Origin of the sequence: Limnospira sp. PMC 289.06, assembly GCF_032350395.1 — a bacterium.
In the GTDB taxonomy this organism is placed as follows: domain Bacteria; phylum Cyanobacteriota; class Cyanobacteriia; order Cyanobacteriales; family Microcoleaceae; genus Limnospira; species Limnospira platensis.
Genome location: NZ_JARPLC010000083.1, coordinates 1 through 23,435 on the forward strand (window position 1 = coordinate 1; position 23,435 = coordinate 23,435).

17 protein-coding genes and 1 pseudogene are annotated in these 23,435 nt (G+C 42.4%); 11 read left to right on the forward strand and 7 right to left on the reverse strand.

Translation table 11 applies throughout. The annotated features are described in order from the left end of the window. Positions 1-59 precede the first annotated feature (59 nt). Together P5674_RS16270 and P5674_RS16275 are read right to left on the reverse strand one after the other, a co-directional pair. Positions 60-3,272 (reverse strand): UvrD-helicase domain-containing protein, encoded by a 3,213-nt coding sequence (locus P5674_RS16270; RefSeq protein ID WP_014277132.1) that lies wholly within the window; start codon positions 3,270-3,272, stop codon positions 60-62. 38 nt (positions 3,273-3,310) lie between these two features. Then, entirely contained in the window at positions 3,311-5,950 is a 2,640-nt protein-coding gene (locus P5674_RS16275) for a PD-(D/E)XK nuclease family protein (protein WP_014277133.1), read from the reverse strand. A 159-nt stretch (positions 5,951-6,109) separates the two neighbouring features. Here P5674_RS16275 and P5674_RS16280 point away from each other — a divergent pair, with 159 nt between their 5' ends. After that, a complete protein-coding gene (locus tag P5674_RS16280; RefSeq protein ID WP_006616863.1) occupies positions 6,110-7,702 on the forward strand; it encodes a serine/threonine-protein kinase in 1,593 nt (530 codons plus the stop codon). Here P5674_RS16280 and rbsK read toward each other — a convergent pair. The 3 genes from rbsK to P5674_RS16295 form a co-directional block, all read right to left on the reverse strand. Further along, positions 7,682-8,620 (reverse strand): ribokinase, encoded by a 939-nt coding sequence (rbsK, locus tag P5674_RS16285; RefSeq protein WP_006616862.1) that lies wholly within the window; start codon positions 8,618-8,620, stop codon positions 7,682-7,684. The two genes, P5674_RS16280 and rbsK, sit on opposite strands and share 21 nt — an antisense overlap. Positions 8,621-8,698: 78 nt before the next feature. Further along, complete coding sequence (locus tag P5674_RS16290) at positions 8,699-8,959, reverse strand: SpoIIE family protein phosphatase (RefSeq protein ID WP_350308522.1); 261 nt, start codon at positions 8,957-8,959, stop codon at positions 8,699-8,701. 280 nt (positions 8,960-9,239) lie between these two features. Then, entirely contained in the window at positions 9,240-9,707 is a 468-nt protein-coding gene (locus P5674_RS16295) for an EVE domain-containing protein (RefSeq protein ID WP_006616860.1), read from the reverse strand. Positions 9,708-9,916: 209 nt separating this feature from the next. Between P5674_RS16295 and P5674_RS16300 the strand changes: the two genes are divergently transcribed. From P5674_RS16300 to rlmB, 4 genes are all read left to right on the forward strand, one after another. Further along, the gene (locus tag P5674_RS16300) at positions 9,917-11,833 is read left to right on the forward strand and encodes a heavy metal translocating P-type ATPase (protein WP_014277134.1); all 1,917 of its coding nucleotides are present in this window, start codon (positions 9,917-9,919) and stop codon (positions 11,831-11,833) included. 107 nt (positions 11,834-11,940) lie between these two features. Further along, positions 11,941-13,095 carry a glutamine-hydrolyzing carbamoyl-phosphate synthase small subunit gene (gene carA, locus P5674_RS16305; RefSeq protein WP_006617746.1) on the forward strand — a complete coding sequence of 385 codons (1,155 nt, stop codon included), beginning with the start codon at positions 11,941-11,943 and terminating at the stop codon, positions 13,093-13,095. 177 nt (positions 13,096-13,272) lie between these two features. After that, a complete protein-coding gene (locus tag P5674_RS16310; protein WP_197535930.1) occupies positions 13,273-13,623 on the forward strand; it encodes an STAS domain-containing protein in 351 nt (116 codons plus the stop codon). A 103-nt stretch (positions 13,624-13,726) separates the two neighbouring features. Further along, positions 13,727-14,665: a 23S rRNA (guanosine(2251)-2'-O)-methyltransferase RlmB gene (rlmB, locus tag P5674_RS16315; RefSeq protein ID WP_006617744.1), complete on the forward strand. Its 939-nt coding sequence runs from the start codon at positions 13,727-13,729 to the stop codon at positions 14,663-14,665. A gap of 27 nt (positions 14,666-14,692) precedes the next feature. Here the strand turns inward: rlmB and P5674_RS16320 are convergent, their stop codons facing one another. After that, complete coding sequence (locus tag P5674_RS16320; protein WP_286167434.1) at positions 14,693-15,340, reverse strand: DUF928 domain-containing protein; 648 nt, start codon at positions 15,338-15,340, stop codon at positions 14,693-14,695. Positions 15,341-15,587: 247 nt separating this feature from the next. Here P5674_RS16320 and P5674_RS26625 point away from each other — a divergent pair. The 3 genes and pseudogenes from P5674_RS26625 to P5674_RS16335 form a co-directional block, all read left to right on the forward strand. Then, positions 15,588-16,685: pseudogene (locus P5674_RS26625) on the forward strand (CHASE2 domain-containing protein); the annotation flags it as partial. Between the two features lie 93 nt (positions 16,686-16,778). Further along, positions 16,779-18,173 (forward strand): putative bifunctional diguanylate cyclase/phosphodiesterase, encoded by a 1,395-nt coding sequence (locus tag P5674_RS26630; RefSeq protein WP_350308523.1) that lies wholly within the window; start codon positions 16,779-16,781, stop codon positions 18,171-18,173. A 346-nt stretch (positions 18,174-18,519) separates the two neighbouring features. Beyond that, complete coding sequence (locus P5674_RS16335) at positions 18,520-18,654, forward strand: hypothetical protein (RefSeq protein WP_006624934.1); 135 nt, start codon at positions 18,520-18,522, stop codon at positions 18,652-18,654. An 18-nt stretch (positions 18,655-18,672) separates the two neighbouring features. Here P5674_RS16335 and P5674_RS16340 read toward each other — a convergent pair whose 3' ends face one another. Further along, complete coding sequence (locus P5674_RS16340) at positions 18,673-19,290, reverse strand: Uma2 family endonuclease (RefSeq protein ID WP_006617742.1); 618 nt, start codon at positions 19,288-19,290, stop codon at positions 18,673-18,675. 114 nt (positions 19,291-19,404) lie between these two features. On the opposite strand from P5674_RS16340, the gene P5674_RS16345 reads away from it, so the two are divergent. From P5674_RS16345 to P5674_RS16355, 3 genes are read left to right on the forward strand one after another with little or no spacing between them, the layout of a single operon-like run. Continuing rightward, positions 19,405-19,707, forward strand: a complete 303-nt coding sequence (locus P5674_RS16345) for a hypothetical protein (protein ID WP_006617741.1) — start codon at positions 19,405-19,407, stop codon at positions 19,705-19,707. Further along, positions 19,658-20,749, forward strand: a complete 1,092-nt coding sequence (locus P5674_RS16350; protein WP_006617740.1) for an S-layer family protein — start codon at positions 19,658-19,660, stop codon at positions 20,747-20,749. The genes P5674_RS16345 and P5674_RS16350 overlap by 50 nt, the downstream gene beginning before the upstream one ends. 18 nt (positions 20,750-20,767) lie before the next feature. After that, positions 20,768-23,347, forward strand: a complete 2,580-nt coding sequence (locus tag P5674_RS16355) for a CHAT domain-containing protein (RefSeq protein WP_006617739.1) — start codon at positions 20,768-20,770, stop codon at positions 23,345-23,347. The last annotated feature ends 88 nt before the right edge of the window (positions 23,348-23,435 follow it).

The window sequence follows — 23,435 nt, forward strand, 5'->3', positions numbered from 1 at the left end:
GTCAGATTGAGATAATTTTGGGGTAAATAGAAAGCCTTTAAACTCTGACGCACCATCATTCATATAGCATCATATCTATGTTCGCAAATTTCACGATAGCGACAGGTTTGGCAGTTTTCTAGTGATGGTTTGGGGGGATAGTGTCCCTCTACTATATCTCGAACTATGCTTTCCGCTTCGTGGGCAGTTTTTTCTAATAGTTTTGGTGGCAAAGTGTAGAGTTGTTTATGGCGTAAATAGGCAATATGTGCCTCGGAATAGTTTAAGGCTTTAGCATAAGCCCATAGTTGTAGATTATGGTGTTCTGGGCGCATCACGCGATCGCTTTTATAGTCTAGCACCCAATTATCCCCAATTAGATCTGCTATGCCATTAAAGCTAACCCCTAATATATCTAATTTTAACTCAATTTCTCGATTAATTTCGTGGTCTCTAAATATTTTAAATTCTTCAGTATTATCAAAGTCTATGGCGAGGCAAATAGCCTCACTCAATAATTGTTCATCAGTTCCATATTCCGCGAATTTTTGGAGTTTATCAATATCTCTGATATCATATTCTAAAGCCTTGTGAACTAACTGCCCAATTCTCATGCCTTGATTGGCTTCTTCTGAGAAGCCTGGATGTCCGAGAATATAGATAAATTTAAACCGGGTTGGACAACGTTTATATTCACTTAAAGAGGTTACGGGAAGTTCAAATAAACCAGAAGTCATCGCCTCAGTCAGCAGGGGAGGGTTAATGGCTGGAGGTAGGGGACTTGGGGGGACTGGCGGGATGATATCATCACTATTAATTTCTAGGGTGGTTATGGGAATATTGGCAGCTTGTAACCCTAAGTATAATTTATTTAAATAATTACCTTTTTCCTGGGAGGCAGTTAATAAGATATAATCCCGACTGCGGGTTAATGCTACATACAGGATTCGCAATGCTTCGGCTTCTTCTCGCTGTTGATGGCGATATTTTAACCAGTTGTAAATAACTGGATCTTTTCGGTCTTGGTCTTCGTCTTTACAGGCGATCGCTACACCATATTCTGGGTCAAAATAAACGGGTACTGATGAGTTGGGAGTTGGGCGACTTAGGTCAGCTACAACTACCATTGGCCATTCTAATCCTTTGGCGGCAAAAATGGTCATTAATGATACTGCATTGCTGGTATTAATGGGGGGACGTTCTACGGTTACGGCTTTATCTTTTAGGCGCTTGAGACGGCGAACTACTCCAAATAAATCATCGGTTCCTTGTTCTAAAATTTGCACTAATTCTCGAAATCCATTAAAGTCCGCTAGGCGACGATTAGAGGCTGGTAAATTGGCGATTGTGGCTGTATATCCTGTTAATCTATCTGCAATTTGTAACAAGCGAGATGGGGGCTCAATATGGCGTTTTTTGAGTAGTCTTTTTAAAGGGTCGATCGCCTTTGTAAATTCTACAGGTGATCCACTGTTTAAAAATTTCCACCAACTCATATTTTCTGATGTAGATTGGTGGGATAATTTCAGGTTACTACTAACCTTGAATAAAAGGCGATCGCTAATCGTAAAAAAGGGACTTCTTAGTAGGGCTACTAATGCGATATCATCTCCAGGGTCGGCTAAGAATTTTAGCAGTGACCAAGCATCTTTAGCTTCTTGGGTTTCTAATAGGTTTCCACCTCCTGAAGGCGCTAAGGGTATTTGGGCGGCGGCTAGGGCTTCTCCATAACTATCTAAGGGTCCCCAGGTTCGGGTTAAAATAGCAATATCGCCTGGTTGAATGGGTCTTAATTGTTGAGTTTCTTTATCAAACACTGGAGTTTGATTATCTAACATTTCTTTTAAGGTTTTAGCAATCAACTTTCCTTCCGCTATCCGCCTTTGGGTAACATCAGTTTCGGCGGTTTTGGGGATAACAAATATCTGCAATGTTTCCCTAGGAGAGGGGGAGTCAATACGGACAGCTTCTAAGTCTTGTCTTAAATCTCCTAATAATGGAGAAAATACCTGATTAATTTGATTAATTAATTGCTGATGAGTCCGGAAACTTTGATTAAGAATTATCTCATCTCCCTGGTTGTCAATAATGCGTTTTCTAAATTTATTAAAAACTTGAATATCTGCCCGCCTAAACCCATAAATTGACTGTTTTTTATCACCCACTATAGTTAAATCTGCTGTCTGGGTTAAAAGTTCTAATATTTCGCCTTGAATGGGGTTGGTGTCTTGAAATTCATCAACTAAAAAAGTGCGCCAGCGTTGTTGATAATAGAGTTGAATGGTGGGATTATTTTGTAAAGCGGTTAATGCGCCAATTTCTAAATCTGCAAATGTCAAAACTCGGGCTTGCCATTTCAACTGTTGCAAATAGTCTTTAACTTCTCGGTAGGCTTCTTTTAAGGCGGCTAACATTTCGGCTAGTTTGTGGTCTGCTTCCCCAACTTCTGCATTAATTAAATTCTCTTTTATACAGGGTTTAACTAATTCCTCTCGTAAGGCTTTTAAGGCATCTTTAACAGTTTGTAGATTTTCCCCCCAGTTTTTTTTACTACCATATCTGATATTAATTTTATTGAAAACTTGCAGATTTTCGGAGACATTATCACCGTTTTCTAGGGATAACATGGCGCTAACTGTGGCTTGTCGGATAACTTCTAGTTTGTCTTCTGGCTTGCCAATATTTGACGTTAAAATGTCTTTTAATTCCCGCCATTGGGGATGATTTATGAGGTCTTCTAAGGCGCGATCGCGTAATTTTTGCGCTAACTCTGACCAGTCTATTTGTTGATTTAATGACCTTTCTGCCATCAAGGGGTCATCTAAGAAGGTTGCCAAAATTCGTGATAATAAAGAATAATCTATGGTTTCAAAAACCTGAATTGGTAATTTAGACAAAGCAGTTTCTAACCCTTCATAAAGCCAGATTTTGCCTTCTAAATATTCTAAAATTTGGAAGTCAGCAGGAACTTTAGCCGCCTGGGGATGTTCCCGACAAATACGACTAGCTAAAGCGTGAATTGTACTAATAGGGGCGGCTTCTAATTCTGCTAGTATGTCGGGACGGTTAGGAAGTTGTTGCCTTACCTGTGAACGAATACGCGATCGCAATTCCTGGGCTGCTTTTTCCGTAAATGTAACCGCCACTATTTCCAAGGGAGAAAGTCCCTTTTCTCGCAAATAATATAAATACCTTTCTACTAACATATAAGTTTTGCCAGTCCCCGCCCCGGCTGTGACCATAATACTTTGAGGACTGGTAGCAGCCGCTTGTTGTGCATTTGTTAAACTCATGATTAATTAATCCTTAAAATTTGACCGACAATCTGCTATTATTTTGATAGTTTTTGGCGGCTTAAACGGTTTCCCTTACGACAAACCGAGTCAAATTGACAGTATTGGCAGACTTGCTGTTTCTGGTCTGGCGCTACTGGATAATTACCCTGTTGTAGCCGCTGTTTAACCTCGTCTGCAAAGGCTTCTAAAATTGCAGGGTCGGTTACTTTAGCCGGCAAATAACGCTGTTTTTTCAGAGAATACAACTTGACATCTACCTGTTGAACTTCCTTAAAATTTTGGGCGATCGCCTGTTGATATAATGGCATTTGAATATTGATTTTCGCTTGTCCTGAATCATCTTTAATTCCCAATGGTAAACTACCCGTAGTTTTATAGTCTAACACTAATAGACCCGTGGGGGTGCGGTCAATGCGATCGACCCTAGCAGTTACCTTTAACCCATACCATTCAGCATTAAAGGAATTTTCACAACTAATAATTTCCGCATTGGATCGCAAAAAATCTTCGGCTTGTAAATTCAATTCTAACATATTTAAACCTTCTAAACGGCGGGCTTCCCAACCCATAAACTTGTCAAAATTCACATTTTCTTCAGCTTTTAACGCCGCTTCCGCTTGAGATAATGCTTCGTTAATATCTTGTCTCTCCAACCGCCGTAAATCCGTTTGATTTTTGATATCTGTTAACAAAAGTTCTAAGCAGCGATGATATAACCGACCTCCGAGACTTCCAGTTATTTCCGCTTCCGCTTCTGAAGGTTCTTTTAATCCTAGTAAATAGGTGGCAAACCACTTAAACGGACATTGACCTAATGCAAGTAATTGCGAGGCACTAAAAATCCGATTTTCATAATCAACTCCCACACCAATAACCCCATCATATTCATCAGGAGATTCCCCACTTTCTCGGCGCTGTTCAACTTGCCAATTTTTAATAATATCATTAACTAGAACATCATTGGATAACTTTTCTGGCTGTTGTAAATAATAGCGTCTAGCTTCCTCAATACTGGCTAAATTTAACAACGGTGGCGGAGTCATTTCTAGCCCTAAACGGGTAGCATACGGGCTAGGTATCAGCGGCTTTTTATAATGCTGTTCCGCACAGGAAAAAGTCAAAGATATCGTTGGTATTCTTAATAGTTCATAAAAACATAATTCATTCCGTTGGGCGATGTCTATGGCGGTTTCTAGGGTAATGCCTAATTGAGATAGTCGCCGCGATTCGTAAAAGTCTAAAACCGGATCATTTTCAATGGCTGGGGGTAGGATACCTTCCTGAAAACCGATTAAAAAAACATGGGGATAACTCGCACCCTGTAGGGATAAAGGAGTGTGAACTTCTATGCCTCCTTTTCCTGGTTGCATGGGGACTTTTAGCTTGCTAATTATCTCTAAAATATCTTGACAAAATTCTTGTCGATTAAGACGATCGCCATTAGGTTTTGATAATTCTACCCAAGCTGCTTCTAATTCATTAAAAGCGACTATCTCCCTAGACCATTGACTGCTATTTTTGCGGATATCAAAGAATTTAAAAACTTGTTTAATGTGGTCTACCCAATTTTGGCGGGTATCGCTTTCTGGGAATTTTAACAATGATAAATTTAACCCTAATTCTTGCCATTCCGCTAGGTTATGTGGTCGCTTTTGTCGCGCTTCTAACCATTGTTGATATGTTAAATATTGGGCTAAAGGATGATGCAGAAGTTTAGCGGTAGACTCAAAGGGAAAATTGTTTTCGATGACTTCTATTAATAATGCGATCCAAGACCCAAGGCGAATATTCCGCAAGGGAATTTTATAAAATAATCGCAGTGGTAACTGATATTCCCAAGCCATATCTAATAATAAGGGTGCATAGGTTTTTTCATCCTGAGTCACTAGGACAATTTCACGGGCTGATATTCCCTCTATCATTAACTGCTTAACTTGGGAAAGAACCCCCCTAACTTCTGCTTCTAAATTTGAATAAATATGGCATTGCACATTATTCGTGATTTCCCCTTTGTCTACAAAGCAGTTTTGTAGTTGTTCTCCTAAGCTAAAATTATCATTATTTTCCTGATAATTTACCTGCCATCCTTCACTTTCTAAATAGGCGATCGCCTCTCGATTTTTGGCAAAAAATTCCGCTTTTCCGGTCGGCAAAACCCAGATGCTATCTTCCCCTGCTACTAGGTTAATAAATTCGACCTGATCAGGTTGAGGTTGAAAATAACCATAAATCAATAAAGGTTGTGGTTTGGGTTGAAAATTAATGGCTTGCCAAAATAATTCATCTTGGTCAATATAGCCTTGCTTGAATAATTCTTGTTTATAGAGATTAGTCACTTGGGCTAAATCCCTAATTCTCCGAGAATTATGATTAATTAATAAGTTTAAGTCCACTCCAGATTTTAAGAGTTTTTGGCGGGAGGGTATTAACATTTTCGCGATACCATCAGGGTCATTACTGTTGATATTCTCAGCCACAATGCGCCGCCAAGTTCGATCCATAGTTAACACTGGCGCTATCGTAATTTGATGATTATTGATAGTTTTCATAGCCAGCTTGTCCAAAGATTTATAAGGTACTTTTAAACAACGGGCTACTGGTCGAGTTGGGGTAATAGTAGTTAAGTGTGATGGTAGATCGTTTAAATTATGGGGATTAACAATAAGCGATCGCATAATTAATTACACTCGTTTACAATATGATAATTTTACCCATAAGTTGCTGCTCTGGTCAAATAGGTGCTGATGATTGTTAACATTTCCCAATTTTCTGGTAACATTAGTCAAGGCTGACCGTCAAATTGAATGCTGAGTTAATCCCTTGAACTTCCCAACATGATTAATACTGCGCTGCTGTCAGGTCAAATTCTCCGCCACCACTATCTGATCATTCGTGAATTAGGTCATGGTGGCTTTGGACGCACCTATTTAGCTAAAGACCAACACCGCTTTGATGAGTTGTGCGTGTTAAAAGAATTCGCACCCCAAGTCAAAGGTAATTATGAGTTAAAAAAATCCCGCGAGTTATTTCAACGGGAGGCGCAAACTCTCTACCAACTTAAACATTCGCAAATTCCCCGATTTCAAGAACTATTTGAGGAAACCATAGGCGGTCAAGTTTATATCTTTGTAGTCCAGGATTATGTGGAGGGTTTCACTTACCGAGAATTACTAAAACAGCGACTGCAAAAAGGTAAATATTTTAGTCAAGCTGAAATCACCGAAATTCTGTTAAAATTGATCCCAGTGTTGGATTATATCCACTCCTTGGGAGTTATTCACCGTGATATTTCCCCCGATAATATCATCTGCAGAGACTCTGATTGGTTGCCAATTTTGATTGATTTTGGAGGTGTAAAACTCATTAAAGCCCGCATCAAATCCCAGTTATTTCCTCAGAGTTTACAACCCAACCCCGCCACTCGATTAGGAAAGTTTGGCTATGCGCCAGATGAACAAATGCAGATGGGTATTGTTTATCCCCATAGCGATTTATATGCTTTAGCTGCGACTTTGTTAGTGTTGCTAACTGGTAAAGAACCTCAAGAACTTATTGATAGTTATAATTCTACTTGGAAATGGCAACCATATCTAACTTTAAATCCTCAGTTAGATCGGATTTTTAATAAAATGTTAGCACGTCAACCTAGCGATCGCTATATTTCCGCGCGTCAAATTTTACAGGATCTTAACCAGATCTCAATATCTCCTCAACCTATTCCCACTCAACCCCCACCAGAGTCAGTGACCCCTGACATATTAGCGCCCCCAAAAAACCAGCCCCCTGTCCCTAATTTCAGTCCTCCTACTGTTCAACAAATCACTCAGTTTCAGTTTTATTCTTCGTGGAAAATGGCGAGTTTAGTGGTTTTGTCAATGGTGATAATGGGTAGTTTTGGCTGGTGGGCGGGTAATTTTTGGGCCGATCACTTTTCGATTACGGAAACAGCCAAGGATGAATTTGGGGAAATGTCCGAACTTGAAAGGATAGAAATATTACGCGATCGCCGTCGCCATTTGGGTGTTAATTATCAATTTTTTATGGCTTTAGTTAATGAAGAGTTTTATTTTCGCTACCCCCAACAACAAGGGCGACTATTAACTAATGATCCCGTTGATTTCGTTTGGCGAAAGCGTTGGGATCAAATCGCCCATGAAGTCTTAAATGAGTTAGAAACCCTCAGTGATGAATCTCGACAAGACTTAGGAAGCTATACCCAAGCCGATCTAAATAGTTGGATTAGTACAGCCAACCGCCTTAATCTTAGCACGGCTGAACTGTTTAATTTAGCCGATACTCAATTCTATCAACTATTTCCAGAAAGACGTGATCAAGGCTCCATAGAAGCTGAACCTTTAATTCAAATATGGCGGGGAATTGTTCGCGATCGCCTCTCTAATTGGGAATCAATTAATCGTCAAAGTTGACATAGGCGGCATCAATACATTATCTAAGGCTTGGCGATCGGGTAGAGAAGACTGCGCCCCTACCTGAGTCGTGGATAAAGCCCCCGTTGCCGCCCCCCAGAGAATCGCCTCCTTTAGCGATCGCCCCTCGTCCAAAGCCGCCGCCATTCCCCCATTAAAAGCATCTCCCGCCGCCACAGTATCCACCGCATTAACCGCAAAAGCCGGAACCAAAAAAGATTCAGATTTAGTCGCCCAAAACACACCCTTAGAACCCAATTTAATCACAGCAGTTTTTACCCCAAAACTCAAGAGAGTATCCGCAGCTTTTTGGGCAGTTTCTACATTGTTCACCGGAAAGCCTACAAGTTGACTCGCCTCAGTTTCGTTGGGCGTAATAATATCCACCAAGGGATATAATTGTTGAGGAAAAACATCAGGGGCGGGTGCAGGATCAAGAATTACTCTCACTCCCGCATTGTGGGCAGCATGAATAGCCGCTTCCACTGCTTTTAGCGGGATTTCTAATTGCAATAATAAAGATGTTGCTTCCTCCCATAAAGGTTGTAGTCTCTGCACATCTTCATGGCCCACAGAACCATTAGCACCAGGAATAATAATAATTTGATTTTCGCCGTGATTATCCACTGCAATAGTCGCCAAACCAGAATGGGTAGTATTATCGCGTAAAACCCCTTTACAACCTACACGATTACCTTTTAATTCTTCCAAAAGTTCCTCAGCAAAAGCATCCCCGCCAACCCTTCCTACTATATCAGTTTTTGCCCCTAACCGTGCTGCTGCTACCGCTTGATTTGCTCCCTTTCCACCCGCTACCGATAAAAAATTATATCCGGTCACAGTCTCCCCAGGTTGAGGGAGTCGAGGAGTTTGCACCACTAGATCCATATTGATGCTGCCGAAAACTAAAATACTCATGGTTTGCTGTTAATATTGGGGTGATTAAGGGGACTATTTTTGCTTTAAAATAATCAAGGTAATATCATTAAATATTCGCTAACGACCAATATGCTCAAAAACATCAGAAACAATGGCATTTTTTATGTCTTCAGATGTCTGTTCATGATGACATAGTGCCACTTCACACAAGCGGTCAATGCCATAATGTTGGCCATAGCTATTTTCCGCCTCAGTAATCCCATCTGTAAATAATATTAGCACATCTTGGGGATTTAGTCTAACCGTAATTTTATGGACAAATTGACTAATATCTGGTTCCAAACTCACAGGAAATCCTAAATCAATGGTATCTATAATTTATACTTGAGGATCATCACCCGATCGCCGTCAAATCGCTTGTTCATGCTGGCCACTAATTTCTAATCATCCCTGACAATAATCTAACAGCATGAGAGTTCAATTTTGATCACAATTCATCCGACCCACATTCTCATAACTCGTCAAGCTGGAGTGACTGACGAATTATCAGAGCAATTTCAGCTACAATATTAGATGTTTATGATTGCAGCCAGAGGGGGGGTGTGTTGACGATCATGGGTTAATCCTACCTTGAATAAACTACTTTATTATATCCCAACTAGGATACAGAATGCCTAATTTTCAATTGCAGAATGCGATCGCCGATATCTACTCGAATTGGCATCACCGACAAACGATTACCCCGCCGCACCAGTAACAATTCATCAGGATCAAACTTCTGTTTCAGGTCGCCTAGGGAAATCATCTGGGGAAATTTATCAACAAACTCTACTCGGATTGTATACCAACGGGGATGGTTAGCCGTAGCTTTAGGGTCATAATAAGGGCTATTTTCATCAAATTGAGTAGGATCAACTATATTAGATTCAATGACTCGCACCAATCCCACAATCCCCGGAATTTTAGTATTAGAATGATAAAAGAAGCACAAATCATTAACTTGCATTTTCCGCAAGAAATTCCTGGCCATATAGTTACGAACACCATCCCAAATACAAGTTTGCTCCGACTGCATTTGGTCAATACTATAGGTTTTTTCCTCGGATTTTATCAACCAATAACTCATTGATACTGACTCCTACTTGCCATGATGCTACAATTTTTTTCATCCTAGCCGTGTTTCTGGAGGCCTTCTCTAAAATTAAATTTTTCTTAATATATACTGATAGCTGACCAGCAAGTTTGATAAGTTGTATAATTTTAATAATGATTTAAGATTAACTCGGCCAACAATCTCGCGCAAATGATAGAATGGAAGGATTTAGGTAGAACGCAATGGCTGATAATCAACAGAGTTCCTGCTGTTCATGTAATGGAGACGATCGCCACTCTGATAATCGGGTCTCTGAACTGATACCTTTGGCAATCATAACCGCCATTTATATCCTAGCATTAATCTTCAACAATTGGCTAAAACTTGCGGCTTGGGGCTGGGGGGAATATCTAGTATTAATTCCTGTATATTTACTCACAGGCTGGGAAATATTAGTCAGCGCCGGAAAGAATATCTGGCGAGGTCAGATATTTGATGAAACCTTTTTAATGAGTTTAGCCACCCTGTGCGCCATTGCTATTAATGAAGTTCCCGAAGCCGTGGCTGTCATGCTATTTTATCGAATTGGGGAAGGTTTCCAAGAGTTTTCTGTGCAGCGTTCTCGGCGGTCAATTAAATCACTATTAGCAGTACGTCCAGACACCGCAAACCTCCTAATAAACGGAGAAATAAAAACCATCTCTCCCCAGTTAGTAAATGTCGGCAGTACTATTGTCGTCAAAGCCGGAGAAAAAATCCCCCTAGACGGAGAAATCATATCTGGAACCTCCCAAATTGACACTTCACCTCTCACCGGAGAATCCTTACCTCGTGCCGTTAAACTCGGAGAAATAGTCCTAGCTGGAACCATCAATCAAACCGGACTATTAACCATTAAAGTCACCAAACCATTTAACGAATCTTCCATTAGCAAAATTTTAGAGTTAGTAGAAAGCGCCCAAAATCGGAAAGCCAAAACCGAAAAATTTATCACCACCTTCGCCCGGTATTATACCCCAGTTGTGGTAATTTTAGCCATCGCGATCGCCTTAATTCCCCCCCTCTTAAATTTAGGCAGTCATCAAGAATGGTTTTTTAGGGCATTAATTCTATTAGTCATTTCCTGTCCCTGCGGCTTAGTCATTAGCATTCCCCTCGGTTACTTTGGCGGAGTTGGAGGGGCAGCCAGACAGGGAATATTAGTCAAAGGCTCCACATTTTTAGACGATTTAGCCGCCGTTAAAACCGTAATATTTGACAAGACCGGAACCCTGACTGCTGGCGTGTTTGAGGTCACAGAAATAGTGCCTTATAATAACTTTACCGAGGCAGAACTAATCAAGATCGCCGCTCAAATAGAATCCCTATCTAACCATCCTCTCGCCCAAGCAATTCGTCAATACTATGGAGATTCACAGAGCCCAACCTTAATCGAAGATTATCAAGAAATCCCCGGCTGTGGAGTGAAAGGCAAACTCCAAAATCGGACAGTAATTGCCGGAGGCGATCGCCTGTTACACTTAGAAAAAATTGACCATCCCCTCTGTGATGTAGGTGCCACAGTAATTCATCTAGCCGTAGACTATCGCTATGCCGGATATATCCTAATTTCCGATAAAGTCCGACCCGATTCTGTGGCTGCTATTGAAGCCCTCAAAAAACAAGGAGTGCAGAAAATAGTCATGCTAACCGGAGATAATCAAACCGTAGCCGATCGCCTTGCCAAAACCTTAAATATTGATGAATATTATGCCGAATTAATGCCCGAAGATAAAGTCAAGCAACTGGAGAAATTACTAACTCCAGATAATCGTAAAGTTGCCTTTGTCGGGGATGGAATTAATGATGCGCCCGCCATTGCTAGGGCTGATGTAGGTATTGCTATGGGAGGTATGGGTTCAGACGCAGCCATTGAAACCGCCGATGTAGTAGTTATGACCGATTCCCCCTCTTATGTCAGTCGTGCGATCGCCATCGGACGAAAAACCCGCCGCATTGTCTGGCAAAATATCGGTTTAGCTATGGGAATTAAAGGCTTTTTTATCATCTTAGGAATTTTCGGACTAGCCACCATCTGGTCAGCAGTATTCGCCGATGTAGGAGTAGCATTATTAGCCATTCTCAACGCCACCCGCATATCTGGTAAAACAGTTAATTGATACCTGTCCACCCCTGAATTGTCATGCAATCAAAACTGAACTATCAGCGGTTTGTCAGATATCTGGCAGAATAGGGGGGTATTAAGTTTAGATGCAAATTGGCTTTTATGTCGCTTATCTCTGCTAAACCAGCTTTACTTGTTCTGATTGACGGCACCAGCTATCGCGGTTGGTCTTTTGGCGCTCCAGGTACAGTTGTAGGTGAAGTGGTGTTTAACACCGGAATGACAGGTTATCAGGAAGTTTTGACCGATCCCAGTTATTGTGGTCAGATTGTCACCTTTACTTATCCTGAATTAGGAAACACAGGGGTTAACCCAGAAGATGAGGAGTCCAACAGACCCCAAGTCCTAGGTGCGATCGCCCGTAATATTTGCAGCCGTCCCAGTAACTGGCGTTCTACCCAATCCTTACCCGACTATCTCAAAGAACATAATATCCCCGGCATTTATGGCATAGATACCCGCGCCTTAACCCGCAAACTGCGAACTGTCGGGGCTATGAATGGTGGCATATCTACCGAAATTCTCGACCCCGGAGAATTGTTATCCCGAGTCCAACAGGCTCCCAATATGGATGGGTTGAACCTAGTTAAAGAAGTAACTACACCAGAGAGCTACGAGTGGTCTGAGTCCACCGATACAGTTTGGGAATTTAGCCCCAGCTTGGAATCAAAAGAGAGCCCAACACCATCCCCCCGTTATACAGTAGTTGCCATTGACTTTGGAGTAAAGCGTAATATTCTGCGTCGCCTAGCCAGTTATGGTTGTCGGGTCATCGTAGTTCCCGCCAGCACCCCCGCCGCCGAGATCCTGAAATATAATCCCGATGGCATTTTCCTCTCTAACGGTCCAGGAGACCCCGCCGCCGTTTCCGAAGGTATTTCCACAACCCAGGAGTTACTCAAAAGTAACAAACCAGTATTTGGCATCTGTATGGGACATCAAATCCTCGGTTTATCCCTAGGCGCGAAAACCTTTAAACTCAAATTCGGACATCGGGGATTAAATCAACCTGCGGGCTTAGAAAAGCGTCAGGTAGAAATTACCAGCCAAAATCACGGCTTTGCTCTCGATCCTGATAGCCTAGCCGAGGATGTAGAAATAACCCATCTGAACCTGAACGATCGCACCGTTGCTGGTCTCAAGCACAAAACCCTACCGCTATTTTCAGTTCAGTATCACCCAGAAGCCAGTCCCGGTCCCCACGACGCTGATTATCTGTTTGAGCAATTCGTCAAGGAAATGGAAAAAGCCAAGTAATTACCTGAGCCAGATTATTGGGGGGACAAACCGAGCCAAGTCCCCCTGTCTGTTGTCATCTCAAATTCAAGCCAACGGAATCAGATACCATAGACAATTATGGCAAAAATGGAATATACTAATGAAGCAGTATATGTGCTATCCAGTTAGGAGGGGGCTATTCCTGAGCAACTACACCTGACCGTTAGCCTCAGAGGGACTCGCGACGTTAAAGATAACTATCAAATATTTCGTCTGACCGGATTACTCGATGCCTTCTCAGAAGGTACGTTTCGGAAAATTATGTCTAAGTGTATCGATAATGGACCAAAACACATTGTGTTGGATCTTTCCCAGATAGACTTTGTAGACAGTTCCGGTTTGGGCGCTTTGGTACAACTCGTCAAGAAGGCTCAGACTAACGGAGGAACTTTACAAATTGTTTCTAATCCTCGCGTCACCCAAACCGTGAAACTGGTTCGTTTAGAAAAGTTTCTATCTCTACAGCAAACCGTTGAGGATGCTGTGGCGGCGGTCCCAAAAAGTTGAGTGATTGCTAGGAGTCTACCTATTTCCAGTAGACCGATAGGGTGTTTCCTGTCGGTCATGCTGTTTGTTGATTAAAAATTGCCTAATCTTCGAGGGTTTTTTAATGAGACCTCCTTCATCTCCCCATCGCAAATCTGGCCCGAACCGAGGAAAGGTTAAGCCTTCTTCATCTCGATCGCATTCTCCTCGGGAAGATAAACCAGCTATCCATCCCCGTCGTCGCGATCGCCCTGTGGCTTCAGCAGAGACAGAACCGCCAGAGGAAGATCTAATTTATGGTCGCCACACAGTCTTAGCAGCCTTAGAAAACGGCCGATCGCTTAACCGAGTTTGGGTAATTTCCCAATTGCGCTCAGATACCCGGTTCCAACCTCTATTACAAGAGGCGAAAGCCAAAGGCGCTATTGTAGACGGAGCCAGCTATCAGCGCCTAGACCAAATTACCAGAGGCGCTAGCCATCAGGGAATTGTCGCACAGGTTACACCTTATAAATATTGGGATTTAACCACCCTAATCACCCAGGCTAAATCTGCCAATAGCCAACCAGTCCTAGTCGCCGTTGATGGTATCACTGACCCCCACAACTTAGGCGCGATCATTCGCACCGCTGAAGCGATCGGAGCCCAAGGCTTGATTCTCCCCCAGCGGCGGGCTGTTGGTATTAATGCTACAGTGATGAAAGTGGCGGCCGGAGCCCTAGAGACTTTCCCGGTAGCGCGGGTGATCAACCTTAACCGTACTTTCACGGAACTTAAATCAGCCGGATTTTGGATTTATGGCACAGTAGCCGGGGAATATCAACCCCTGTATAAAGCTGATTTAAGCGGGGCGATCGTCCTAGTAGTAGGTAGTGAAGGGGAAGGGTTGAGTCATGCGATCGCCGAAAATTGCGATGTGCTACTTTCTATTCCCCTGTCAGGAGTAACCCCTAGCTTGAATGTCTCAGTAGCCACTGGTATGGCACTTTATGAGATATTCCGCCAGCGTCAGAGTCAGAGTCAGAGTCAGAATCAGAATCAGAATCAGAATCAGCATCAATAGCGATCGCTGCTGAAAATATGGAGTAAATTATTCGGTAATTACAGGTTCTTGAACCAAAACCCCCAGATCCGCCGATTCCAATAGTTTACTCCAAGCCTCTGAGACTGCCGGATCAGCATTACCATGAGACCGCAACTGAGCCAAAGTTGACATAGCATCAAACCACAGTCCCGCCTTTAAATATAGATCCACCTTCTCTAGTGGACTGGTTTGGTTAATTTGACTGGCTAATGCTGGGTCGATTTCTGCCCACCGGATGCCACCTTCGACTATGATATCCTCCGAACGGTCATCAGGATTACAAACGATGGAAAAGTACCACTTGTAATTATTGTTGGTTTTAATGTTCTGAGTGCTGTGTGATGGTATAGTCACACCGATAATTCCAGCTTTACCTCCGATTGTCAGGGTCTCTTCATAAATCACCGTGTCATTGGTGTTATCAATCAGCACAAACTCGGCTGTCTGGGTAGTTTCCATAGCAGGTAAGTAAAAATATAACCTAGGAGAGGCTTGAGCCGTTAACCCTATTGATCGAGAAGGTGCGATCGCCATCAAGGGAGTTCGATCAAATCTACAATTAGGGTTGCTACTCCTAGTCCCTCCTCCCACCAAGCGACCTGGTGGCTGATCACCATCAGTAGCTACCACAGATTCTATAAAAGGTGGTGTCATAGAAACCGTTAACACAGACACCGTACCCAGGATAACCCCTATCGGACCCGCAAAAAGTTTAAGTTTCAGAGTTATATCCCGATTATTCCCTGATTCCTAACATTATGATTATAGCAAGGTGGTTAACAGACAGTCATCAGTCAAATTACTGATATTCAACCATAGGAAGTTACAGATATTGAACGCCATACATAACCGAGTCCCCTAGATGTCCCACTATTTTGAGTACAAATAAAATTAGCTTATTATGATTGCAAAACGTTTTAAGCATTTAAATAGTCAAATTAATCGCTGTTGGTGTCGGTGTGTTAAATACATTGCCAAGAAACTATCATCCATATTCACTGATTACAAACAACCAATAAATCCGCATGTCTTATCAGTAAAACAGCTAATTACTATCATCCTAGCCAGCCTATTAACCACAGGGTTAATATCGGGGATTAGGTCTTGGGGAATTTTACAACCTTTAGAATTAGAATCCTTTGATAGAATGATGCGCTTAAATAGTCATAATATTCCTGACCCTCGCCTACTAATTGTAGAGATTACAGAAGCAGATATTCAAGCTAACCAAAAGTGGCCGTTTTCTGATGAAATCTTAGCCCAAGCCTTAGCGAAACTGCAAGAATATCAACCTAGAGTCATTGGCTTTGATATTTATAGAGATGTTCCGCAACCTCCTGGAAATTTACAAATTGTTGAACAATTCCAAGCCGATAATATTATTGCCATTAAACAAATCGGAATAGTTGATCCACCGCCATCTATATCAGCCAATCAAGTAGGCTTTAACGATTTAGTAGCCGATTTAGATAATACTATTCGCCGTAACTTAATGTATGTTCGATATGATGGTCAAGAACTTTATTCTTTTGGCGTAAAAGTTAGCCACAAATATTTGGAATCTCTCAAAAATCGCCCCATTATTCTTGAAGCACAACCCGGCTTGCTACAAATAGATAAAACTATATTTCCGACACTAGAATATAATTCCGGTGGCTATCAACTACCCCCATCGGAAGTTGGGGGTAGACAAATATTGATTAATTATCACACCAAAACCATAGCTAAAACTATCACGATGACCGAGTTATTAGAATGAGAATTTGACCCAGATTTGGTCAGAGATAAAGTCGTATTAATCGGGACAACAGCCGCCAGTTTAAGAGACTTACATCCTACCCCTTTTAGTCCTGGTCAAACCACTAATCATTTAATGCCCGGAGTAATGATTCATGCTAACATGATTAGCCAAATTCTTAAAGTAATTTTAGCGGGAGAATCTTTATTTTGGTTTTGGCCCATGTGGGGGGAGGTTTTATGGTTGTGGCTTGGGTCATTTTTTGGGGGGATTTTCGTAGTTAAATTTCATCGCCCCCTGTCGTTGGGATTACTAATTAGTATCAGCACGATCGCCCTTTGGAGTATCTGTTTTGTGCTATTTGGTCAAAAGGGATGGATTCCCCTAATTCCCCCAGCTTTAGGCTTATTATTTACTGGTGCCATTGTCTTAGCTTATAAAGTTCTTTATGGTTTATCCTATGATGTTCTTACCGATTTACCAACCCGCAACCTACTCCATCAAAAAATTCAGCGCCTTAGTAATCAGTCTAAATATACCCAAATCGCCCTGTTTTTTTTAGATTTATATCGCTTTCGTCTCATCAATGAAGGTTTTGGTCATGCTATCGGTGATCAACTGCTAATTTCTACTACTAAACGCCTCAAAAAGTGTTTACATTCTCAGGTTATTTTAGCGCGAGTGTGCGGGGATGAATTTGCGGTAATGATGCCGAATATCCAGAATATTGACCAGGCGATCGCCATGGCAAATCAACTGAAAAAAGCTCTCGCCGCGCCCTTTTATCTCAACGGTCAACAGGTATATACCACCATCAGTATTGGCATTGCATATAGTAACCAAAACCCCCATTTAGTTGCCCATGATTTATTGAGAGATGCCCATACAGCCATGTATCGCGCCAAGGCTTTAGGAAACAATCGTTATCAGGTGTATATCTCCACCATGAAATCTCAGGCTTTACAGCAGTTACAACTAGAAGCAGACCTCAGAGAAGCCATTAAAAATCAAGAATTTCAACTGTATTATCAGCCGATTATTGATTTAAAAACTAATCAGATAGCTGGTTTTGAAGCCTTAGTGCGTTGGATATCTCCCCAGCGGGGGTTTGTGTCTCCTGGGGAATTTATCCCAGTTTCTGAGGAGAGTGGTTTAATTATCCCCTTGGGGGAGTGGATTTTATTAGAAGGCTGTCGTCAGTTGGCGATCTGGCATCAAAAATATTGCCAAAATCCCCCTTTTATGTTAAGCATCAATCTATCAACCCGTCAATTTTCCCAAGTTAACTTAATTGAATGTGTTGATCAGATTTTGACTGAGACTGGCGTTGACCGTAATTGCATTAAATTAGAAATTACCGAAAGTGCAATTATGGATGATGTCGATGAGGCGATCGCACTCTTAGAACAATTAAAATCTCTAGGTATTAAACTGAGTATGGATGATTTCGGCACTGGTTATTCATCCCTCAGCTATTTGCATCGGTTTCCCATAGATACTCTCAAAGTTGATCAGTCTTTTGTGCGTCGTATGGATGACAGCCAGCAAAATACAGAAATTGTTAAAACTATTATTATGTTAGGGCATAACTTAAATATGGATATTGTCGCGGAAGGCATAGAAGCCGAAGGTAATGTCCAGACTTTGAAAAACCTAAATTGCGAATACGGACAAGGGTATTTTTTCTCCAAACCTTTGCCGGTCACAGCCTTGGAAGACCTGTTAAATAGGACGCTGTATCAATCATGAAACGAAAACAGGTAATGGTGCTATCGTTGCATTATCCGGAACCGGAAAAATGTCGCGTAAATGTATCAGTAGAGAACTTAGTTGACACTCCCCTCCCTGTCTAAAGGGGAGGGGATTCTTGATTCATAGACCCAACTGGCTTTGACAGGATTGCAAAAGCCAGAGTAATGGTCGAATCTCAGTCGCACGTTTGCTACGCAACGTTTCACGAACGGGTCTACGACCCTTCGCGCTTGCCCTAGCGTACACAAGGCTGACTTCAGGATGTTGATCGCAGCATTCCAAATTAGTCACCACCCGCCGAAAATCCCAGAGTCCCATATGCGGCACGGTTGCTCAGGAAGCCTTGAGCCGAAATCGCTTTGTGGAAATGGCGCTCGGACAAAAACTAGCGGGTTCCGGTCGTTTGTTGGACAATACCCAAGTGGCGATCGCCCATCCTGACACTTTTCTAGGACAACTGGAATTGTCAAACGGGTAGGCAATGCCCACCCTCCTACTACGACTTACCCCAAACTCTACCTAAATCTAATACAAAACCAGGTAACAGGTTCTCTCCGGATAACTCAGTTGGATTGGATAGCATTTCTACGTCCGAATCGGCTCGATAAACTTCTACTATTCGACGTTGCGGGTCGATTAACCACCCCAATTTTGCGCCATTTTCTAGATACTCTTGCATTTTTTCTGGCAGCGATTTTAGAGTATCCGAATCAGAACGTAACTCTACGACAAAATCCGGACAAATCTCTGGAAAAGTTTTCTTTTGTTCCTGGCTTAGTGCATCCCAACGGTCTTGACTCACCCAACAGGCATCGGGAGAACGATTTGCCCCATTGGGTAAAATAAACCCCGTGTTACAGTCGAATGCTTTCCCTTGTTGATAATTTTCGTACCAACAATACAATTGCCCAATGATACTAAAATTACGTTCTCCGGTTTCCCAACCCGTTGGTGGATTCACAATTAACTCTCCTGTGGCGGTTCTCTCCAGTTGTAATTCTCGATTACTGGCGGCTAGGGCGGCAAATTGTTCTTGGGTGACGTGAAGTTTCAGGGTTTTGGGGTATGCCAGCAATAGGGTATCGGTTTCCGATGTTTGAGGGGTCTGTACCATTTTGACTTCTCCGATGTAGAGATAGGCTAGTTAAATTTTAGGCGATCGCCCCCACTCCCTCTACCGACATCAGCCGCGATCGCCTCTAACCCAAGCAACACCGGCTTCAACCCCGTGGTTTCCGGTGCGGGGGCTCGAACTCTTTGCCGGTCATCTACGACCGGCGAACTGGATTCTACAGGTCAAGCTGGTGATATCACTATCAATACTAATCAATTAACTATTTCCGGTGATGGGGCGACTATTTTCAGTGCTACACAAGGTAGCGGTCAAGCGGGGGATATTAGCATTCAAACCCGACAACTACAAGTTAATAATGGCGCTCAAATAGTTGCCACTACTCTCGGTGACGGACTAGGCGGAAATATTGACGTTTTGGCGCTCGTCTATCCAGTTAGTCGGAACTTCCCCCACTAGGGAAAATCCCAGCGGCTTATTTACTTCTACCGGAACCCCAGACCGGTTTGGTCAAGGAAGCGCACCCGCCGGAAATATCCAAGTAAGAACTGGACAATTACAAATTTTAGACGGCGCTCGCATTTCGGCATCTAGTCAAAATCAAGGGTTAGGAGGAAGCCTGAATATTATGGCTTCCCAAGGGGTAGAATTTACCGGAACTTCACCGGATGGCTTTTTCCGTAGTGGCTTATTTGCGGAAAGTCGCAGTGAAGGAGAAGGGGGAAATATTCACCTCAGCGCCCCGAATTTGCGACTTGACAATGGCGCGACTATTACCACTGAAACAGCATCTAATAATGGGGGTAATATCAGTTTGGCGATCGCCGATACCATCACCCTGCGCCGCCAAAGTACCATATCAGCAACAGCAGGTATAAATAGCGGTCAAGGTGATGGCGGGAACATCGATATCATCACCAAATATCTGTTTGCTATCCCCCTGGAAAATAGCGATATAACCGCCAATGCTTTTTTGGGGACAGGGGGTAATATTACCATCACAGCTAGGGGAATTTTTGGCATTGAGTTCCGCCGCGAATTAACCCCCCTGAGTGATATTACAGTTAGTTCCGCCTTTCGAGTTGATGGGGTAGTCACAATTAATAATCCTGATACTGACCCCACCCAAGCACTGTTTGAACTACCCACCGGACCTATTGATGCGTCTCGGTTAGTCACTCTTAGTTGTTTACCAGGGTCCCAAAATAATCAATTTATTGTCACCGGACGCGGCGGTTTACCACCCAACCCCACCACCATACACACCGGAGAAAGTCCCCTCGAAGATTTGGGTAGCATAACTTTAGAATCACCAAATCTACAAGGTAGTGCTACAATTTACCAAGATTTTAGTACAGCAGGCAATTCCATCTTAGTTGAGGCTCAAGGGTTAGTGATGTATTCTGATGGTCGCGTTAGTTTAATTGCGCGTAGTCCTCATGCTTCCTCGTCTTCTATTCCCTGGCTAAACCCTCAATGCCGTCCTACTGTAATTCCCTAATTGTGTTGTGCCAATTCTATGAAATATCCTAGGCGTTTGACTTTTACCCTATTGATTTTATTGGGTTTATTGATTAGCCTGCTGTTAGCAGATACCATCTCGAAACCAGGTTTAACCCAAATTGTCGCCCCAAAACAGACTCCCATAATTAGCCAAGCCTCCGAGGGGTTACAGGAGGAACAACGGGGACGCGATCGCTATCAACAGGGGGATTTTCAACAGGCGATCGCTATTTGGGAGTCCGTCGCGCAAACCTACCACAACCAAGGATATTTCATAGCCCAAGCACGGGTTCTTAGTAACCTATCTCTGGCTTATCAACACCTGGGAAAATGGCAACCAGCCACAGAAGCGATCGCCCGCAGTATCGCTTTATTAGAGAATGCTGGACCCCCTGGCTTATCTGTTCTCGCCCAGGCTATGAATACCCAAGGTCAATTATATCTGGCTATGGGAAAGCCTGAAGCCGCCTTTAGCTCCTGGGAAACCGCCGAAAAGTTATATAATCGCGATCGGCAGCAAATGGGAGTTTTTAAAGCGAGAATAAATCAAGCCACCGCCCTACAGCAACTGGGATTATATCGCCGCGCTTCTTTACTGTTAGCCGATATCAGCAACAATCTTCAGCACCAAGAAAACTCCCGCGAAAAAGCGATCGTCCTCATTCGACTCGGCAACCTACTTAGTACCCTCAGCCGTTTTAATGAAGCCCAAATTATCTTACAACAGGGTTTAACTATAGCTACAAACTTAGACTTAAACTCCGAAAAAATTACCGCCCTAATTGGCTTGGGGAATGTCGCCAAAAACCATCAAGATTATACCACAGCTTTAGACTATTATCAACAAGCCTTAACTAGATCTCCTTCTCCTCAACAGCAGGTAGCTATAGAACTTTCCCAATTAAGTTTATTGGCTGAGACTCAGGACTGGCAAGCCTTTAGTCAACTATTAGCAACCACAAAATCTCACCTAGATCAGTTACCATCAAACCACACAACTATCTATTATCGTCTCAACTTAGGACAGCATTGGTCTACCTTTCAACAAGCCCAAAATCCTCAATCATCTTGGCAGAATATTCTCCAACTGTATAGCCAAGCAACTCAAGAGGCGATCGACCTAGGAGACCAACGAGCGCAAGCCTTTGGCTTAGGTTATATAGCCAGTATTTATGAACAAACCCAACAATGGGAAATTGCCCAAAATATTACCCAAGATGCCTTAATCTTGAGTCAACAAATTAAAGCCCCAGATATTTCCTACTTATGGTTATGGCAATTAGGTCGCATTCAACAGGCACAAGGAAAACCAGAAAAAGCCATATCTTCCTACTTAGAAGCCGTCAACCTAATTGGTTCTCTAAGTCAAGATATCGCTTCCATTGGTCGAGAGTTTCAGTTTTCTTTTCAAAATAGTATTGAACCCGTGTATCGGGAATTAGTATCCTTACTATTAGAAACCACACCGCCGGGTCAGGTTGTCAGTCAGAATAACTTATCCCAAGCCATTAATGTAATCGAGTCTTTAAAAGTTGCTGAATTGGATAACTTTTTTAAAGCCGATTGTGTCGATGTTGTCAGTAGAAAAATAGATGAAATAGACCCCACAGCAGCCGTCATATATCCAATCATCTTAAAAGATAATCTTCATGTAATTATCAGTAAACCTAATCATCCCCTAATTCATCATCAAACTAATGTCAGCAAAACCGAAGTAGACACAACTATCAAGCAACTGTCTCAAGGATTAGTTATTCGCAGCCGTCGAGATTTTTATGAACCCGCCCAAAAACTTTATAATTGGGTAATTCGACCCCTGGCTAATCAAATTAATCCCGAACAAGTGAAAACCCTAGTTTTTGTCCCTGATGGTTCCTTCCGTAATATCCCCATGGCGACCCTTTATGATGGCGAAAAATATCTCATAGAAACCTATAGCATTGCCATTACTCCTGGCTTAAAATTACTATCCGATAAATCCATCAAACAGCTAGATTTAAAAGTTCTAGCCGGGGGATTAACCGAAGAAAGAGATGGATTTAGTCCCCTGAGTTATGTAGCCGAAGAAATCGCCACAATTCAATCAGAAACAGCCAGCACAGTCCTACTTAATCAAGATTTCACCAATCAATTAATCCGCCACAAATTAGAATTAACTAACTACCCCATAGTTCACTTTGCTACCCACGGTCAATTTAGTTCTCGCTTAGATGACACATTTATTTTAGCTTGGGATAGTCGTATTAATATCCTAGAATTAGATAGTTTATTAACTGAAAAAACTCTCACAGGTCGTACACCCATAGAATTACTAATTCTCAGCGCTTGTCAAACCGCCTCCGGTGATAATCGTGCCACTTTAGGGCTGGCTGGAATGGCAGTTAAAGCCGGTGCCCGCAGTACAGTTGGCACTCTCTGGTCAGTGAATGACCAAGCCAGTAGTGAGTTAATGAGTGAATTCTACAGATTTTTAAATCAAAAGCAATTCAACAAGTCAGAAGCCCTCAGACAAGCGCAATTAAAGCTATTAAATAATTCCTTTTTCCGCCATCCATTTTATTGGAGTCCCTATATTTTGGTCGGTAATTGGTTATAAACATTTCTCCCTACTGATGATATAATCATCTAACATGTGCGATACGTTCAGGCATTAAATAAGGTTGAAATACCTGAAATAACCGCCT

What these genes read in the sequence shown, in the direction of transcription:
- P5674_RS16270 (WP_014277132.1), bottom strand. Translation starts at nt 3,272, where the DNA reads ATGAGTTTAACAAATGCACAACAAGCGGCTGCTACCAGTCCTCAAAGT.
- P5674_RS16275 (WP_014277133.1), bottom strand. Translation starts at nt 5,950, where the DNA reads ATGCGATCGCTTATTGTTAATCCCCATAATTTAAACGATCTACCATCA.
- P5674_RS16280 (WP_006616863.1), top strand. Translation starts at nt 6,110, where the DNA reads ATGATTAATACTGCGCTGCTGTCAGGTCAAATTCTCCGCCACCACTAT.
- rbsK (WP_006616862.1), bottom strand. Translation starts at nt 8,620, where the DNA reads ATGAGTATTTTAGTTTTCGGCAGCATCAATATGGATCTAGTGGTGCAA.
- P5674_RS16295 (WP_006616860.1), bottom strand. Translation starts at nt 9,707, where the DNA reads ATGAGTTATTGGTTGATAAAATCCGAGGAAAAAACCTATAGTATTGAC.
- P5674_RS16300 (WP_014277134.1), top strand. Translation starts at nt 9,917, where the DNA reads ATGGCTGATAATCAACAGAGTTCCTGCTGTTCATGTAATGGAGACGAT.
- carA (WP_006617746.1), top strand. Translation starts at nt 11,941, where the DNA reads ATGTCGCTTATCTCTGCTAAACCAGCTTTACTTGTTCTGATTGACGGC.
- rlmB (WP_006617744.1), top strand. Translation starts at nt 13,727, where the DNA reads ATGAGACCTCCTTCATCTCCCCATCGCAAATCTGGCCCGAACCGAGGA.
- P5674_RS16320 (WP_286167434.1), bottom strand. Translation starts at nt 15,340, where the DNA reads ATGACACCACCTTTTATAGAATCTGTGGTAGCTACTGATGGTGATCAG.
- P5674_RS16340 (WP_006617742.1), bottom strand. Translation starts at nt 19,290, where the DNA reads ATGGTACAGACCCCTCAAACATCGGAAACCGATACCCTATTGCTGGCA.
- P5674_RS16355 (WP_006617739.1), top strand. Translation starts at nt 20,768, where the DNA reads ATGAAATATCCTAGGCGTTTGACTTTTACCCTATTGATTTTATTGGGT.